Raw genomic sequence first — 15,900 nt, 5'->3', positions numbered from 1 at the left:
ATGCTTCGAATCTGGCAGAAAACAGAAAAACAGAAGCTGGAGCCGGTAGGAATGGGAACGGCGTTCCCCTTTTTAAAGGAAAAGAACTATGTAGTTTCTATCATCGGCGGCGGCGGAAAAACGACGCTGCTGTACGAGATGGCAGGCTTTTGCGTAAAAAACGATCAGAAGGTACTGGTGACAACTTCGACGCACATTTACCGTCCGCCGAAGGAATGGCATGACCAGAGTCTGGAAGCGGTCGAAAGAAAATTTCGCACAGGCCGCGCAGCGATTATCGGGAGTGCCTGCCGGGATACGGAAAAGCTTTCCATGCCGGAAACGGAACTATTTGAAGCGGCACGCAAAAAGGCCGATCTGACGCTGATCGAGGCGGACGGCGCGAGGCACCTGCCGTGCAAGGCACCGGCGGAACATGAACCGGCGCTGCTTTCCTCTTCAGATCTTGTGATTGGTGTGACAGGTCTTTCGGCACTGGGACAGCCGCTTGGCAAGGGCTGCTTTCGGGCAGAACGGGCGGCGGAACTGCTTGGCTGTACGATGGAACACCATATCACGGAAGAAGATCTGGCACGGCTGATCGCATCGGAACAGGGACAGCAGAAGGATTTGAAAGGCAGAACGTTTTATGCGGTACTGCACCAGTATGAGGAAAAAGAACACCGGGCGGCCGCAGAGAAACTTGTGGAGCTGCTGCGCAGGCAGGGGATCGAGCATGTTCTGGTTACGTGCGCGACAGGAAACAGAAGACAAAGCGGTGAGAACACGAATCCCTGGTATGGGAGAGCAGAGCTTCCCGTGCGTGAAGCGGAAGAAGAGTGGGAACCCGGAGAATAAAACGGAAATAGAATGGAGGAGACAGATGGCGGAATTTACCCATTTTAAGAAAGACGGCAGCGCCGTCATGGTTGATGTCCATGAGAAGCCGGACACGTACCGGGCAGCATCGGCGACGGGAACCATACAGGTAAGCCCGGAGGTATTTGCAGCCGTGCGGGATCATACGGCAAAAAAAGGCGATGTGCTCGGCGTTGCACGGCTGGCAGGCATCATGGGGGCGAAGAAGAATGCGGAGTTGATTCCGCTGTGCCACATTGTGCCGCTGACGAACTGCGAAGTGACATTTACCACGGACGAGAATACAAATTCTATTACGGCCGTGTGCACCACATCATGTGTCGGAAAGACCGGCGTGGAGATGGAGGCGCTGACTGGCGTTTCCACAGCGCTGCTCACGATCTACGATATGTGCAAGGCGATGGACCGCGGCATGGTGATTCGTGATATCCACATTCTGGAAAAGGACGGCGGAAAGAGCGGTCATTATATCTATCAGAAAGAGGAAAAATAAAGCATGACAGAAAAGAAAGATTTCCCGGTTTTCCGGGTGGGAATTGTAACGTTAAGTGACAAAGGATATCAGGGCGAGCGCGAGGATAAGAGCGGCCCAAAGATCAAAGAGCTGCTTCCGGCGGAGCAGTATGAGGTCGTTTCGATGCGTCTTCTGCCGGATGAGCGGGCGATGATCGAGGAGGAACTGATCCGGCTTGCCGATCTGGAGCAGTGCGATCTTGTCCTCACGACAGGCGGCACGGGATTTTCCATGCGGGATGTGACACCGGAGGCAACTCTGGCGGTATCCGGCCGTGTGGCACCTGGCATCGCGGAGGCGATCCGCGCGGGCAGCATGGCGATCACAAAACGGGCGATGCTGAGCCGGGCAGTGAGTGCAATCCGTCATCGGACGCTGATTATCAATCTGCCGGGAAGCCCGAAGGCGGTGGAAGAGAGTCTTGGATTTGTACTTGATACCCTGCCGCATGCGTTGGGACTTCTGCGCGGAACGGACGGAGAGTGCGGAAGAAGCTGAAAAAGAGGGAACAGGTAACGATGGAAGAAGAAAAAATTATTTTCTGTAAGAGCGGCGGCTGTACGGCAAAGCTCGGGGCAGGCGTGCTCGAACATATTCTGGAGAAGCTGCCGAAAGGGGAAAAGGATCCGAATCTGCTGGTGGGCTATGACAGCAAAGACGATGCATCCGTCTACCGGCTGACGGACGACCTTGCGATGGTCCAGACGCTGGATTTCTTTCCGCCGGTGGTGGAGGATCCGTACACGTTTGGAAAAATTGCGGCGGCGAATGCCTTAAGCGACATCTATGCGATGGGCGGAGAGGTGCGGACAGCCTGAATATCGTCTGCTTTCCGGAACAGATGGATCTGAATGTCCTCGGAGAAATCATGCGCGGCGGCGCGGAAAAGGTGCAGGAGGCGGGCGGATCGCTCTCCGGCGGTCATTCGATTGCGGATGACAGTGTAAAATACGGCCTTTCTGTCACGGGAACCGTGCATCCGGACCGGATCTGGCAGAACAATACGGGCCGCGTGGGTGATCTGCTCATTCTGACGAAACCGCTCGGAACCGGCATTCTCTGTGCGGCGCACCGCGTCGGGGAGGAAAACCCGGGTGGATTTCAAAAGGCAGTGGAATCGATGATGACGCTGAATAAGTACGCCTCGGAGACGGCACGGAAGTATAACATTCATGCCTGTACCGATGTAACGGGCTTTAGTTTCCTAGGACATCTGCATGAGATGATGGAGTCGGGCGTGTCCTGCCATATCTGGGCGGATCAGATTCCGGTGTTCCCGGGGGCTGTGGAAGCGGCGGAGGAGTTTCTGATCACTGCGGCAGGCCAGCGGAACCGGAATCATCTGGAGCAGCATGTGACCTTTAAGGATATACCGTTCGGCATGCAGGAGGTGCTGTTTGACCCGCAGACATCGGGAGGGCTTCTGATGGCCGTGGATGCCGTGGATGCAGAAAAAATGCAGAGAAAACTGCTGGAGCAGGGGATTCCGGCAGCAATCGTTGGAAAAATCACAGAGCCGGCAGGAACCGAAATTTATGTGACACAGAGCAGGAAATGGTAAGGCAGGGAGGATGAAAAATGGCAGAGATGGAGAAAAAAACAGTAAACGCAATGGGTGATGTGTGCCCGGTACCGCTGGTAAAGGCAAAAAATGCGATTGCAGAACTTGCGGGAAGCGGAAAAGTGGAGGTTCTGGTGGATAATGAAATCGCCGTGCAGAACCTGGAAAAATGGCGCAGCAGAAAGGATATGGCTTTCTGGTAAAAGAGAAGAAAGAAAAAGAGTATCATGTGGAGTTCACCGTATCGGAAACAGAGCCGGCTGAAACAGAAGAGAAAACCGTATGCCTCGTACCGGCGGCAAAGAAAACAAAACTCGTCGTTCTTTCTGCAGACCATATGGCGAAGGAGCCGAGGAGCTGGGTAAAATTCTGATGAAGAGCTTCCTTTATGCACTGACCCAGCAGGATGAGCTGCCGGATACGATTCTGTTCTACAACGGCGGTGCAAAGTTGACCTGCGAGGGTTCCGAGTCCCTGGAGGATCTGAAAGATCTGGCAGCGCGCGGCGTTGAAATTCTGACCTGTGGAACATGCCTGAACTTCTACGGCATCACCGAAAAGCTGCAGGTCGGCAGTGTGACCAACATGTATGACATCGTGGAGCGCATGAGCAGCGCAGACCGCGTGATTAAGCCATGATTTACCTCGATTCGGCGGCAACGTCGCTGTGGCATCCAAAAGAAGCAGAGGAGCGTATGATCCAGGCACTGCACGGCTGTGGAAATGCAGGCCGCGGTGCACACGATGCGACACTGGATGCGGGCCGCATCGTCTTTGAGACGAGAATGCGGCTGGCAGAGTTGTTTCACGCGGAGAGTCCGGAGCGGATTGCATTTACGTGCAACGATACGGAGGCACTGAACACGGCAATTTTCGGACTCTTCGGGCCGGGGGATCATGTGATCACGACAGTCTGCGAGCATAATTCCGTTCTGCGCCCGCTGTATGCACTGGAAAAACAGGGACTGGAGCTTTCCGTGATTCCGGCGGATGTATCTGGAAGGATCGATTACGATCAGATGGAAGCGGCAGTGCGGAAAAACACGAAAGCGTTTGTCGTTACGCATGCCTCCAACCTGACCGGAAATATCACGGATCTTGCGCGGGTGTGCGAAATTGCGGAACGCCATTCCCTGCGTCTGATCGTCGATGCGGCGCAGACAGCGGGGATTCTGCCGATTGATGTACAGAAAAGCGGGATCGACGTGCTCTGTTTTTCCGGCCACAAGGGACTATTAGGGCCGCAGGGAACCGGCGGAATCTACGTCCGTCCCGAACTTTCGATCCGGCCGCTCAAAATGGGCGGAAGCGGAATCCGAAGCTATGAAAAAGAACAGCCTGCGGCGATGCCGGAGCACCTGGAAGCTGGAACTTTAAATGTCCACGGAATTGCGGGACTTCTGGGAGCGCTGGAATATCTGGAGAAGACGGGGATTGAAATGATTTACAAAAGAGAGAGGGAGCTGATGCACCTCTTTCTGGAGGAAATTCAGGGAATCCCGGGACTTACTTTATATGGAACAGACGATCTGCAGCAGCGGGTACCAACGGCGGCATTAAACATCGGCTCCTGTGATTCGGGATATGTCAGCGACTGGCTGTATGAGAACTATGGTATTGCAGTCCGAAGCGGGGCACACTGCGCGCCGCTGATGCACGAAGCACTCGGGACACGGGAGCAGGGAGCCGTGAGGTTCAGCTTTTCCCATGTACTGACGGAAGAAGAAGTCCGGATTGCCGCGCAGGCTCTGCGGGAGTTTGCCGAAGAAGAAATGCAGCAGTGAGAGAGGCGGCAGCCGGCATCCGGGATACAAAAGAAGCTGGAAAAAGGAAGAAACGATATGAGACAGCGAAAAGAAACCTGGATTCTGACGTTTGCGGGGACAACGCAGGCGATGCAGATGGAGCAGTATGCGAGAGCGCACGGCCTGCCGGGAAGGATGATCCCCGTTCCGCGGGAAATTACGGCGGGCTGCGGCCTTTCCTGGAAAGCAGCGCCGGAAGAGGGAAAAGAAATCCTTGCGGCACTTCAGACGGCGGGACTTGCCTATGAGGCGGAGTACCGTGTGCTGTTGTAGAGGTGTGAGGTGGAAATGGAAGAAAAAGAAGAAACATTACGACAGAAGCTGCGGTACGACATGCGGCTGCGCGTCAGCCGGACGGATCATGCCTTCGGTCCCGGTGTGGCGGAGCTGATGGAGCATGTGGAAGCAACCGGCTCCCTTTTGAAGGGCTGCAAATGCATGCAGATGGCGTACTCGAAGGGATGGAAAATCTTAAAGCGCGCCGAGGAGGATCTCGGCATCCCGCTGGTACAGGGCAACCGGGGCGGCAGCAACGGCGGCCAGACGGTACTGACCCCGGAGGGAAAAGAATTCCTGAAGCGGTACCGGAAGTTTGAACAAGAAGTCCGCGCAGGCGCCGATGCGTCGTTTCAGAAGTGGTTTGGAACAGAAGAAAAATAACATTTTTTACGGGGACACGTTGACAAAACGGGTCCTTTCCTGTATTTTTATTAATGGAAAAGCGTTATTCTCGCACGAGAATAACGAGGCAGACCGCGGAAGACGGAAGAAAACGGCGGCTGCTGAAACGAAAGAAGGAAGACAGCGAAGATGAAAAAGAAAGATCTGATCGTGGTACGGGGAGCAGGAGATCTTGCAACCGGTACGATCCATCGTCTGAAAAAAGCGGGCTTTCGTCTGCTGGTTCTGGAAGCAGAGCACCCGGCGGCGATCCGGCGGCAGGTGGCTTTGAGCGAAGCGGTATATGCCGGCAGCGCCAGGGTAGAGGACGTGGAAGCCGTGCGCATGGACGTGGATCTCGCAGAGAAAAAGAACCGGAAAAAACTTCTGGAACAGGAAATGGAGCGGATCTGGAAGAAAGATGGTGTTCCGGTGCTCGTGGATCCGGCGGGACTAAGCATTGCAGCACTTCGCCCGGCCGTCGTGGTCGATGCGATTCTGGCGAAGAAAAATCTCGGGACGACAAAAGAGATGGCGCCGCTTGTGATTGCCCTCGGACCGGGCTTTACGGCAGGAGAAGATGTGGATGTTGTAATTGAGACGAAGCGCGGTCATAATCTTGGACGCGTGATCCGAAGCGGAAGCGCGGTTCCGAACACTGGCATTCCGGGCATCATCGGCGGGTACGGAAAAGAGCGTGTGATGCATGCACAGGCGGAAGGTATTCTGCGGAATGCGGCTTCGATCGGAGACATTGTGGAAGCCAGGGCTGTGATTGCAGAGATTGAGACAGAAAACGGGACGGTACCTGTGGAAGCATCTCTCTCCGGTCTGCTGCGCGGGCTGATCCGCGACGGCTATCCGGTGACGAAGGGATTTAAGATTGCGGACATCGATCCGCGGAAAGAAGAACTGCAGAACTGCTTCACGATTTCCGATAAGGCGCGGTGCATCGCCGGAAGCGTGCTGGAAGTGATCTGCGGGGAACTGGAATAGATTCAAATAGAAAAAGTGAGGCGTTTCAGATGAAACTGATGAAAACAGAAGACGCGGTAGGCCAGGTGCTCTGCCACGATATTACACAGATTATCAAAGGTGTGACAAAAGATGCGGTATTCCGCAAAGGCCACATCATTACAGAAGAAGATATTCCGGTGCTGTTAAGTGTCGGAAAGGACAACATTTACATCTGGGAAAAGGACGATACAATGCTGCATGAAAATGAGGCGGCACAGATTCTTTACGATATGTGTAAAAACGATCACATGCATCCGTCCGATGTCAAAGAAGGAAAAATTGAACTGATCGCGGACTGCGACGGCCTTTTGAAAGTGGACCGCGAGAAGCTGAAAAAAGTAAACAGCCTCGGCGAGATGATGATTGCGACGCGCCACGGTGATACATACGTGAAAAAAGGCGACAAACTGGCGGGAACGAGAATTATTCCGCTCGTCATCAAAAAAGAGAAGATGGAGACGGCACAGGCAGTCTGTTCCTACGGGCCGATCCTGACCTTAAAGCCGTTCCACAAGAAAAAATTTGCGGTTCTGACAACGGGAAATGAAGTGTATTACCATCGGATCGAGGACACCTTCACACCGGTTATCCAGGAAAAGCTGGCAGAATTCGGCGCGGAGATGATCTTTCATGAGGTTTACGATGATGATGCATCGAAGATCACAGACGGATGCCGCCGCGCGATGGAAGCGGGTGCCGATCTTGTCTTCTGCACCGGAGGAATGAGTGTGGATCCGGACGACAAGACGCCGCTGGCGATCAAAAATACCGGAGCACGCATCGTTTCCTACGGCGCGCCGGTGCTGCCGGGAGCCATGTTCCTTCTGGCGTATGCCGAAAACGGAACACCGATCGTCGGCCTGCCGGGATGCGTCATGTATTCGAAACGGACGATTTTCGATCTTGTCCTGCCGCGCCTCATTGCAGATGATGAGGTGACAGCGGAGGAGCTGGCCGGTCTTGGCGAGGGCGGTCTCTGCCTGAACTGCAAGGTCTGCACCTTCCCGAACTGCGGTTTTGGAAAAGGCAGATAAACGATGAAGGATCAGTATGACAGAACGATAGATTACCTGCGGATTTCCATCACGGACGCGTGCAATTTGAGATGCCGGTACTGTATGCCGGAGAGTGCGGCGGGCTGTGCACTGGAGCAGGCGGAACAGAATCCGCCGCTTACCGTCGAAGAGATGCTGAAGATTGTGCACGCCGCGGCTGGGCTCGGCATCACGCATTACCGGATTACCGGAGGGGAACCGCTGGTAAGAAAAGAGTGCGTGGAGCTGGTGCAGAAAATAAAAGCAGTGCCGGGCACCGCATCCGTTGGGATCACGACGAATGGCGTGCGCCTGGCATCGTGTGCGAGGGATCTGAAGGCGGCCGGCTGTGACAGTGTGAATGTGAGCCTGGATACCGTGGATGCGGCAGAGTTTGCGGCGCTTACCGGACGCGATGCGCTGGAGCAGGTAAAGCAGGGCATCTGCGCGGCCAAAGAGGCGGGTCTTTTAGTGAAGCTGAATGCGGTGCATCGAAAAGAACTGCATGCGCAGGAACTGATTGAATTTGCAGAGCAGGAAAAAGTCCCGGTGCGGTTTATCGAGGTGATGCCGGTGGGCGCCGGAAAATCGTACGTGGGTCCGTCGAATGAGGCGCTGAAAACAGAGCTGGAACAGTGGTATGGGGCATGTACGCCGGACCAGGAAAAAGAAGGAAACGGTCCTGCGGCTTATGTGCGGTACGAAAAGCTGTCGATGCCCGTCGGCTTTATCAGCGCGATCCACGGAAAGTTCTGCGGAAGCTGCAACCGCGTACGGCTGACAAGCCGCGGCTTTTTAAAGCTCTGTCTCTGCTATGAGAACGGCGTGGATCTGCGGGAGGTTCTGCAGAACGGAACGGCGGCGGATCTGCGGGATGTGATGGCACAGGCAATCTTAAAAAAGCCGATGGAACACTGCTTTGAGCGGCCGAAGGATATGACAGAGCACCACCTGATGTCCGGTATCGGCGGATGAAATGACGGCGGTTCGAAAAGAAGAGGAAACAAAAGAAATGGGAAAAATCATAGGAATCTGTATCAGTGAAAAACGGGGAACGGCAAAGCACGAGGTGGAAACGGCGAAGCTGGTGGAAGACTGGGGCATCGAGGGCGATGCACACGCCGGGCACTGGCACCGCCAGGTGAGCTTTTGTCGTATGAAAAAATAGAAGCCTTCCGTGCAAAGGGGGCGGATATTCCGCTCGGCGCCTTCGGGGAAAACCTGATCGTGGAAGGATATGATTTCCGGAATCTGCCGGTCGGCACGCGGTTTTCCTGCGGGGATGCGCTGCTTGAGATGACGCAGATCGGAAAGGAGTGCCACAGCCACTGCGAGATTTTCAAACGCATGGGTGAATGCATCATGCCGCGGGAGGGCGTTTTCGCGGTGGTGCTGCGCGGCGGCACGATTCAAAAGGGGGACACCATCGAACTGGTGACGGAAAAGTAGAACAGAGATCAGACACAAGGAGAGGAAACATGGACGAACTTTACCGGAAACTGCTTGCACAGCTGGAAGAGGGACAGGACACGGTTCTTGCCTTTATCACCGAAGGGGACGGCTCCATTCCGCGCACGACGGGCGCCTATATGCTGGTCGGCCGGGAAGGACGGATTTTCGGAACTATCGGCGGCGGAAACCTGGAATATCAGGCGGTTCTGCATGCGCAGGAGCTGGTGCAGGAGAAGAAAAGTGAATACAGAGAATACGATCTCGGAACCGGAGAGGGGAAGGGGCTTGGCATGGTCTGCGGCGGCAGAGTGAAGGTGTGCTTCTATTTTATGAATGGAGCGCACGGCGAAGCAGAAAGTCTGGCGCAGGCACTTGCGGCGCAGGAGCAGTACCGCAGTTACTGGATTTTTTTGGCGCTGGACGGAACCGGCATCCGCGTGCTGGAAAAAGAAGCGTGGGAAATGCTTCCGGCGGCACAGGAAAAAGCGGGCCACTGCCGGATTCTGGAACTGGACGGGAAAACGTATTACGCCGAGGAATTCTGCTACGACGGAAAGGTTTATCTGTTCGGCGGCGGCCATCTGGCCCAGGAACTCGTTCCGGTGCTGCATCATCTGGATTTCTGCTGTATCGTACTCGATGACCGGGAGGAATATGTGGACAAAGCATTGTTCCCGGATGCCGGGCAGACCATGCTGGTGGATTTTACGAAACTGGACGAGATTCTTTCGATCCGGAAAAATGATTATCTCGTGATTGTGACACGTGGCCACCGGTGCGATGCGGATGCCGAGGCGTTTGCGCTTCGCACCGGCGCGTCGTACATCGGTGTGGTGGGAAGCCGCAGAAAGACAAAGTATGTGCGCGAAAAACTGGAAGCGCAGGGTTTTACCGGAGAACAGCTCGACAGTGTCTATGCCCCGATCGGAATCGAGATCGGAAGCGAGACGCCGGCGGAGATTGCAATCAGCATTGCCGCACAGCTCATTCAGATCCGGTCAGCAAAAACCGGAAAACGAAAAGGTGCACATCCGGCGCTTCATACGTAAATATACAAAATGAGGAGTCAATTATCATGAAAACGAAAACCGTATCCATTCTTCTGATGGCAGCTATGGCACTTTCTCTTGCCGCATGCGGATTTTCCAATTCCACAGATTCTTCCAGTAAGAGCAGCTCCAAGGCAGAGAGCACATCTGCATCCAGCGCTTCTTCGGAAGCAGAGAGCGCATCCAGCGCCAAGAGCACAGCAGACGGCGAAGTATTTGACGATACCACCGTCACCGTATTTGCCGCAAAGAGCCTGAACTCCGTAATGGAGACGCTGATCAGCGAGTACAATAAGACCCAGCCGAATGTCAAACTGGTTGGAAGCTATGACAGTTCAGGAACCCTGATGACACAAATCGAAGAGGGTGCATCCTGCGACGTATTCTTCTCCGCAGCAGCAAAACAGATGGATCAGCTTGAGGAAGAGAATCTTCTGGTTGAGGGAACCCGCCACAATATCGTAAACAATCAGGTCTGCGTTGTAACCTATGAGGGAAGCAATACAGAAGTTACGGGCCTGGAGGATCTGAACAAGGCATCCAGCATCGCACTGGCAGACGGTTCCGTTCCGGTTGGAAAATACACAAGAGAAGCACTGGTCAATGCAGGCATTCTGGAGAAAGCAGACGACGTATCGGCCATCACAACCCAGCAGGTTTCCGAAGCGCTCAGCGGCGTGGAAATCAATGAGTGTGCAAACGTAGGAGCCGTTACTTCCGCAGTTGCAGAGGGATCCAACGAGGTTGGTACGGTTTATTATTCCGATACCTACGGTCTGAAGGACCGTCTGAAGGTTCTGCAGGTCGTTCCGTACGATCTGACCGGAAATGTCATCTACCCGGCAGCACAGGTTGTCAACAAAGAGGCAGATGAGACCGAGCAGGCAGCAGCGAAAGACTTTGTAGAGTTTCTGACTTCCGATGAGGCAGCCGCCATCTTCCGGAATTATTACTTTGATACAGAGGTAGAATAAAAAGAAGATCCCACAAAAAACAGCAGGGATTTGGAATCACCGTCCGAAAAAGAAAGATTTCGTTTCTACGGACGGTGGTTTTGCATCAGAGAAAATCCGGGCAGGATGCGTGATGCAGGTATGCAGGGCTGCCGTGGATAGAAAGGAAATGTTATGCAGGAAATACTGGATTTTTTACAGTCACTGGACTGGAGCCCGCTTGTCATTTCGATCAAGACCGGTATTGTGGCGACGATTTTGTCCTTTTTCTTTGGTATTTTTGCCGCGCGTGCGGTGATGAAGCTGCGTCCCGGCGCGCGTGCCGTAATTGACGGCTTTCTGACCCTTCCGATGATTCTGCCGCCGACCGTTGCAGGCTTTTTCCTGCTTCTGATTTTCAGCCTCCGCCGTCCGTTTGGTGCTGCACTGTATGAGAATTTCAGTATCAAGGCAGTACAGACATGGCTTGGCTGTATTCTGGCGGCAACGATTATCGCGTTTCCGCTGATGTACCGCAATACGAGAGCGGCATTTGAGCAGGTGGATACGAACCTGATCTATGCGGCGCGGACGCTTGGTATGTCGGAGTGGAAGATTTTCTGGAAAGTGGTCATCCCATCGGCAGGTCCCGGCGTGCTCTCCGGTACGGTACTGGCATTTGCAAGGGCGCTCGGTGAGTACGGCGCGACGTCGATGCTGGCCGGAAATATTCCGGGAAAGACGGGTACCGTTTCCCAGAAAATCGCAATGGTGATTCAGGACGGGGATTATAAAACGGCGGGTTTTTGGTCTGTTGTCGTACTGCTCGTCGGATTCCTTGCGATGACGGCAATGAACCTTCTGGGTAACCGGAGAAAGAAAAATCAGAAACAGTGGTAGAGGATAAAGAATGGCGCTTGAAGTAGATATTACGAAAAAGCTGGACGGATTTTTTATGCATATGCAGTTCCGGGCGGAGCGGGAGATTTTTGCGATTCTCGGCGCGTCGGGCTGTGGAAAAAGCATGACCTTAAAGTGCATCGCCGGAATCGAAAAGCCGGATGAAGGGCGGATTGTCCTTGACGGCAAGGTGCTGTTTGATTCGGAGAAAAAAATCAATCTGCCGCCGCAGAAGCGGAAAGTCGGTTATATGTTCCAGGATTACGCTCTGTTTCCGCATATGAATGTTGTGCAGAATATTGAGGCAGGCATGGGAAAACGGCCGGACCGGAGCCGGACGGAATCGTTGATCCGCCAGTTTCAGCTGGAAGGGCTGGAGAAAAAGATCCCGGGACAGCTTTCCGGCGGACAGAAACAGCGCGTCGCGATGGCACGGATGCTCGCAGCAGAGCCGGAGCTGATTCTGCTCGACGAGCCGTTTTCAGCGCTCGATACTTATCTGAAATGGCAGTTGGAGCAGGAGATGTACAAACATCTGAAGGAGGCCGGAAAACCGGTCATCTTCGTATCACACAACCGCGATGAGGTGTACCGCCTCTGCGATACGGTCAGCTGTATGAACCGGGGAAAGATGGAAGTCATGGAACCGCTGAAGGAATTTTTCCAGAATCCGAAGACGCGCACAGCGGCAATTTTGTCGGGCTGCAAGAACATTTCGGCGGCCGAGCGGGTGGATGCGCACACGCTGCGGGCCGTGGACTGGGGCGTAACGCTGCACGTAAAGGAGCGGGAAATTGCAGACGATATCCGCGCAGTCGGCATCCGGGCACATTTTCTGGCCACAGTAGAAAGGCCGGGTGAGGAAAATGTATTTCCGGTCAACGAATCCGAAATCTGGGAAGATCCGTTTGAATGGAACATTTCGTTCCGGAAGAATGCCGAATGCAGCTGGCTGCAGTGGAAGATCGCAAAAACAGACTGGAGCCCGGAAATGGGGATTCCAAAGGAGCTGTATCTGAAGGAGGAAGATATTCTGCTGCTGACGGATTCCTGATGCTGGTGTGACAGATTTGGATAAAAAAAGATTGTTTTCGAAATCGTGATCGTGTTTCGAAAACAATCTTTTTTCATCGTTTACAGATTCATTACATGGTGATCCAGCCGAATGCATTTGCCACGGAACTGAACAGAATGATCAGTGCAAACACCGGGCAGAGATACTGGATCATGACAAGAAAGATTTTCTTTCTGCGGAAGCGGCTCTCACCGTGGATGATTTCTTCCTCGATTTTCGCCACACCAATGACTCTCGAAACGAGAAGACAGGTGGCAATGGCAGCAATTGGCATCATCACGGAGTTTGTCAGGAAGTCGAAGAAATCCAGGAACTGCATGCCAAGAATGGTGACGGAGGAAAGCGGCCCGTAGCCAAGGCAGGAGAGCGTTCCGAGCGCAATCATGATAACGCCGATCAGAACGGTCGATTTTTTACGGCCCCAGCCGAGCTCATCCTCAAAGGTGGAAACGGCGCTTTCTGTCAGTGCGATGGAGCTGGTCAGTGCGGCAAACAGCACCAGAAGGAAAAACAGAATACCGATCACAGTGCCAAAGCCCATATTGGCGAATACCTTCGGGATGGTGATAAACATCAGGGAAGGTCCTGCCTGCAGGGTATCCGGATTTCCGCCGGAGAAGGCAAAGACGGCAGGAATGATCATCAGGCCTGCCATGATCGCAATGGCAGTGTCAAAGATTTCGACGTTGCGTGTGGAATCCTCGATCGAGGTGTCTTTTTTCATGTAGGAGCCAAAGGTGATCAGAATACCCATCGCAATCGAGAGGGAGTAGAACATCTGTCCCATGGCGGCAACAACGGACATCCATGAAAAGTTTTTGAGGTTCGGAACAAGGAAATACTTCACGCCTGCCAGTGCGCCCGGTCTTGTTACGGAATAAACGGCAATGATAACGGAAAGGACGATCAGAATCGGCATCATCACCTTGGAAACGCGTTCAATGCCGTTTCGCACACCGGCGTAGATGATAGCGACCGTAATAAGGCAGAAAACGGCAAAACAGAGCTCTGTGGAACTCCGTTTGAGATGAAGCCGGAAAAATAGCCGTCCTCTGCGAGCAGGGTACTGTTGCCCTTCACGTATTCGATCAGATATTTGATGACCCATCCTCCGATGACAGAGTAGTATGGAACGATCAGAATCGGGATAATGGCGTTGATCCAGCCCCCGGCGGAAAGCCATTTCGATTTGCCGAACGACTGGAAAGCGCCGACCGGGCTTTTTCGTGTCATGCGTCCGATGGCGGACTCGGCAACGATCATGGAGTAGCCGAAGGTGAGCGCCAGCAGGATATAAATGAGGAGGAAAATTCCTCCGCCGTATTTTGCTGCGAGGTAGGGAAAACGCCAGATATTTCCAAGTCCGACGGAAGCGCCTGCTGCAGCCAGCACGTAACCGATTTTGCCGGAAAACGAGCTGCGGGATTTGTTGTGTTTGTTCATAGAGTTCCTTCCTTTTGTGTGTTACAAAAATTTTGGGTTTATGGTCAGTTCTTGAAGATTTTTTATGCTGACACCATAAAGAAGATTGTAACATTATTGGGAAGGAAAGTCACTACTAAATTTTTTATTTTTTGCTGTCCGGCAGGTATTCCCCGGCCAGTTCCGCCATCAGCTCCGGCACGGTGGTCATGTGATCGAGACGCCATGCGTTTTCTCCGCAGAAAAGGAGAGCGTTGTCGGTATCGCCATCGGCAGCGCGGGTCAGGGCAGTGGTAATACAGTAGGGAATGGAGGCTTTGTCGCATTTTTTGAGGCACTGGTAGCAGTGTGAGATTTTTTCCCGTTCCTGTTCGCGTTCCGTCAGAAACGGATTGCGGATTGCGCGGCCCGGCATGCCGACCGGACTGTGCATGATCGTGATATCTTCTTTTTTTGCATTCAGGTATGCCTGTTTGTAGCGGGGATCGGCATCGCATTCTTCCGTGACAACGAAACGGGTAGCCATCTGGACGCCTGCGCAGCCAAGCGACAGATAGTGAAGGATATCCTCATGGGTGTAGACGCCTCCGGCAAAGACGACGGGGATGGTACAGGCATATTTTTCTTCGTAGCAATGTACAATCTGCAGAATTTCCCGGATTTCGTCATCGTAGCCGCGTCGTGCTGTTTCTTCTACGGTTTCGGCGGAATAGCCGAGATGGCCTCCGGCTGCAGGACCTTCGATGACAACGAGATCAGGGACGCGGTGATAGTGATTGTCCCAAAGCTTCAGAAGAACCTTGGCGGTCCGGGGCGGGGAAACGATAGGCGCGAGCTTGATGGAGCTTCCCGCTGTGTATTTTGGCAGATCGGTCGGGAGACCGGCCCCGGAGATGATGAGATCGGCTCCGTTTTCGATGCAGCAGCGGACGTATTCCTCGTAGTGGGTCAGGGCGCACATGATATTGACGCCGATGATGCCGCCGTTTGAAATTTCTTTGGCGCGGCGGATGTGGAAGGCGAGGGCGCGGAGATTGGCGCTTAAGGGATCACGCGCGAATTCCGGATCGCGCCAGCCGGGCTGGGCGGCGGAGATGATGCCGATTCCGCCGGCTTTGGCAACGGCACCGGCGAGGGATGAGAGGCTGATGCCGACGCCCATTCCGCCTTGGATGATGGGGTATTTGGCGGTGAGATTTCCTATTTTTAAATTTGGTAACATATGAATTCTCCTTTTTGATAAATGGACGATCCCGTGCCCGCCGCCGCGCCGGGGATGTTCCTCCAGGATGGCGCGGTTTCGGAGGCCAGGAAACTCTAAGGCTTTGGGATTTTGCTAAGGGCGCTTGAAAAAACGGCGAACTCGCTGCGCTCAGACAGTGCCGTTTTTTCAAGCAACGCAAAATTCCATAGCCTAAGAGTTTGCAGGCCTCCTGCAAATGCGCCATCCTGGAGGAACATCCCCGACACGGCGGCGGGCACGGGATCTGGTATTGGTAAAAATGTAATGTTAAAAACCTTACTATATGGTTTTGAAAACTAGATATATAATATCTTGAATATCAAAGTATGTCAAGAGGGAAAATGAGAAAAAGGTGATTGATAGGGGGTGGGAGGTGTG

General features: G+C 53.6%; 14 protein-coding genes and 4 pseudogenes. 16 read left to right on the top strand and 2 right to left on the bottom strand.

Annotation, left to right across the window (positions count from 1 at the left end; genetic code table 11):
- The 16 genes and pseudogenes from yqeC to DW965_RS14750 all read left to right on the top strand — a co-directional run bounded on the left by yqeC (position 1) and on the right by DW965_RS14750 (position 12,836).
- Entirely contained in the window at positions 1 to 837 is an 837-nt protein-coding gene (gene yqeC, locus DW965_RS14830) for a selenium cofactor biosynthesis protein YqeC (RefSeq protein ID WP_117760641.1), read from the top strand.
- Between the two features lie 25 nt (positions 838 to 862).
- Entirely contained in the window at positions 863 to 1,351 is a 489-nt protein-coding gene (gene moaC, locus DW965_RS14825) for a cyclic pyranopterin monophosphate synthase MoaC (RefSeq protein ID WP_022462471.1), read from the top strand.
- 3 nt (positions 1,352 to 1,354) lie between these two features.
- Positions 1,355 to 1,870 carry a MogA/MoaB family molybdenum cofactor biosynthesis protein gene (locus tag DW965_RS14820; RefSeq protein ID WP_119198561.1) on the top strand — a complete coding sequence of 172 codons (516 nt, stop codon included), beginning with the start codon at positions 1,355 to 1,357 and terminating at the stop codon, positions 1,868 to 1,870.
- Positions 1,871 to 1,890: 20 nt separating this feature from the next.
- A pseudogene (gene selD / locus DW965_RS14815) lies at positions 1,891 to 2,933 on the top strand (selenide, water dikinase SelD).
- Between the two features lie 26 nt (positions 2,934 to 2,959).
- Positions 2,960 to 3,572: pseudogene (gene yedF / locus DW965_RS22225) on the top strand (sulfurtransferase-like selenium metabolism protein YedF).
- On the top strand, positions 3,569 to 4,717 hold the full coding sequence (locus DW965_RS14800; RefSeq protein WP_118750225.1) for an aminotransferase class V-fold PLP-dependent enzyme: 1,149 nt from the start codon (positions 3,569 to 3,571) through the stop codon (positions 4,715 to 4,717). The pseudogene yedF and the gene DW965_RS14800 overlap by 4 nt, the downstream one beginning before the upstream one ends.
- 57 nt (positions 4,718 to 4,774) lie before the next feature.
- On the top strand, positions 4,775 to 5,011 hold the full coding sequence (locus DW965_RS14795) for a DUF3343 domain-containing protein (protein ID WP_022462466.1): 237 nt from the start codon (positions 4,775 to 4,777) through the stop codon (positions 5,009 to 5,011).
- Positions 5,012 to 5,026: 15 nt separating this feature from the next.
- The gene (locus DW965_RS14790) at positions 5,027 to 5,398 is read left to right on the top strand and encodes a winged helix-turn-helix domain-containing protein (RefSeq protein ID WP_055227948.1); all 372 of its coding nucleotides are present in this window, start codon (positions 5,027 to 5,029) and stop codon (positions 5,396 to 5,398) included.
- Between the two features lie 150 nt (positions 5,399 to 5,548).
- Complete coding sequence (yqeB, locus tag DW965_RS14785; protein WP_119198559.1) at positions 5,549 to 6,394, top strand: selenium-dependent molybdenum cofactor biosynthesis protein YqeB; 846 nt, start codon at positions 5,549 to 5,551, stop codon at positions 6,392 to 6,394.
- A gap of 29 nt (positions 6,395 to 6,423) precedes the next feature.
- A complete protein-coding gene (locus tag DW965_RS14780) occupies positions 6,424 to 7,449 on the top strand; it encodes a molybdopterin-binding protein (RefSeq protein WP_055227949.1) in 1,026 nt (341 codons plus the stop codon).
- Positions 7,450 to 7,452: 3 nt separating this feature from the next.
- A complete protein-coding gene (moaA, locus tag DW965_RS14775) occupies positions 7,453 to 8,424 on the top strand; it encodes a GTP 3',8-cyclase MoaA (protein WP_119198558.1) in 972 nt (323 codons plus the stop codon).
- Positions 8,425 to 8,461: 37 nt separating this feature from the next.
- Positions 8,462 to 8,898 (top strand): annotated as a pseudogene (locus DW965_RS14770) (MOSC domain-containing protein).
- A gap of 29 nt (positions 8,899 to 8,927) precedes the next feature.
- A complete protein-coding gene (locus DW965_RS14765) occupies positions 8,928 to 9,950 on the top strand; it encodes an XdhC family protein (RefSeq protein ID WP_119198557.1) in 1,023 nt (340 codons plus the stop codon).
- A gap of 26 nt (positions 9,951 to 9,976) precedes the next feature.
- Complete coding sequence (gene modA / locus DW965_RS14760; protein ID WP_119198556.1) at positions 9,977 to 10,924, top strand: molybdate ABC transporter substrate-binding protein; 948 nt, start codon at positions 9,977 to 9,979, stop codon at positions 10,922 to 10,924.
- Between the two features lie 153 nt (positions 10,925 to 11,077).
- Complete coding sequence (modB, locus tag DW965_RS14755; protein ID WP_117804724.1) at positions 11,078 to 11,782, top strand: molybdate ABC transporter permease subunit; 705 nt, start codon at positions 11,078 to 11,080, stop codon at positions 11,780 to 11,782.
- A 10-nt stretch (positions 11,783 to 11,792) separates the two neighbouring features.
- Entirely contained in the window at positions 11,793 to 12,836 is a 1,044-nt protein-coding gene (locus DW965_RS14750) for a sulfate/molybdate ABC transporter ATP-binding protein (RefSeq protein ID WP_117804723.1), read from the top strand.
- A 91-nt stretch (positions 12,837 to 12,927) separates the two neighbouring features.
- On the opposite strand, the pseudogene DW965_RS22220 reads toward DW965_RS14750, so the two are convergent.
- Positions 12,928 to 14,300, bottom strand: a pseudogene (locus DW965_RS22220) (sodium-dependent transporter).
- Positions 14,301 to 14,424: 124 nt separating this feature from the next.
- A complete protein-coding gene (locus DW965_RS14740; RefSeq protein ID WP_117804722.1) occupies positions 14,425 to 15,501 on the bottom strand; it encodes an NAD(P)H-dependent flavin oxidoreductase in 1,077 nt (358 codons plus the stop codon).
- Between the last annotated feature and the right edge of the window lie 399 nt (positions 15,502 to 15,900).

Source organism: Blautia sp. AM47-4 (assembly GCF_003479865.1).
In the GTDB taxonomy this organism is placed as follows: domain Bacteria; phylum Bacillota; class Clostridia; order Lachnospirales; family Lachnospiraceae; genus Fusicatenibacter; species Fusicatenibacter saccharivorans.
Note: the sequence above shows the minus strand (reverse complement) of the source record. Positions and strands in the feature narration are given on the sequence as shown.

Excerpts from the sequence above, each read along its gene's own strand:
- yqeC (WP_117760641.1), top strand. The coding sequence starts at position 1 with ATGCTTCGAATCTGGCAGAAAACAGAAAAACAGAAGCTGGAGCCGGTA.
- modB (WP_117804724.1), top strand. The coding sequence starts at position 11,078 with ATGCAGGAAATACTGGATTTTTTACAGTCACTGGACTGGAGCCCGCTT.
- moaC (WP_022462471.1), top strand. The coding sequence starts at position 863 with ATGGCGGAATTTACCCATTTTAAGAAAGACGGCAGCGCCGTCATGGTT.
- DW965_RS14740 (WP_117804722.1), bottom strand. The coding sequence starts at position 15,501 with ATGTTACCAAATTTAAAAATAGGAAATCTCACCGCCAAATACCCCATC.
- DW965_RS14750 (WP_117804723.1), top strand. The coding sequence starts at position 11,793 with ATGGCGCTTGAAGTAGATATTACGAAAAAGCTGGACGGATTTTTTATG.
- yqeB (WP_119198559.1), top strand. The coding sequence starts at position 5,549 with ATGAAAAAGAAAGATCTGATCGTGGTACGGGGAGCAGGAGATCTTGCA.
- DW965_RS14790 (WP_055227948.1), top strand. The coding sequence starts at position 5,027 with ATGGAAGAAAAAGAAGAAACATTACGACAGAAGCTGCGGTACGACATG.
- DW965_RS14820 (WP_119198561.1), top strand. The coding sequence starts at position 1,355 with ATGACAGAAAAGAAAGATTTCCCGGTTTTCCGGGTGGGAATTGTAACG.
- DW965_RS14800 (WP_118750225.1), top strand. The coding sequence starts at position 3,569 with ATGATTTACCTCGATTCGGCGGCAACGTCGCTGTGGCATCCAAAAGAA.
- DW965_RS14765 (WP_119198557.1), top strand. The coding sequence starts at position 8,928 with ATGGACGAACTTTACCGGAAACTGCTTGCACAGCTGGAAGAGGGACAG.
- moaA (WP_119198558.1), top strand. The coding sequence starts at position 7,453 with ATGAAGGATCAGTATGACAGAACGATAGATTACCTGCGGATTTCCATC.
- modA (WP_119198556.1), top strand. The coding sequence starts at position 9,977 with ATGAAAACGAAAACCGTATCCATTCTTCTGATGGCAGCTATGGCACTT.
- DW965_RS14780 (WP_055227949.1), top strand. The coding sequence starts at position 6,424 with ATGAAACTGATGAAAACAGAAGACGCGGTAGGCCAGGTGCTCTGCCAC.
- DW965_RS14795 (WP_022462466.1), top strand. The coding sequence starts at position 4,775 with ATGAGACAGCGAAAAGAAACCTGGATTCTGACGTTTGCGGGGACAACG.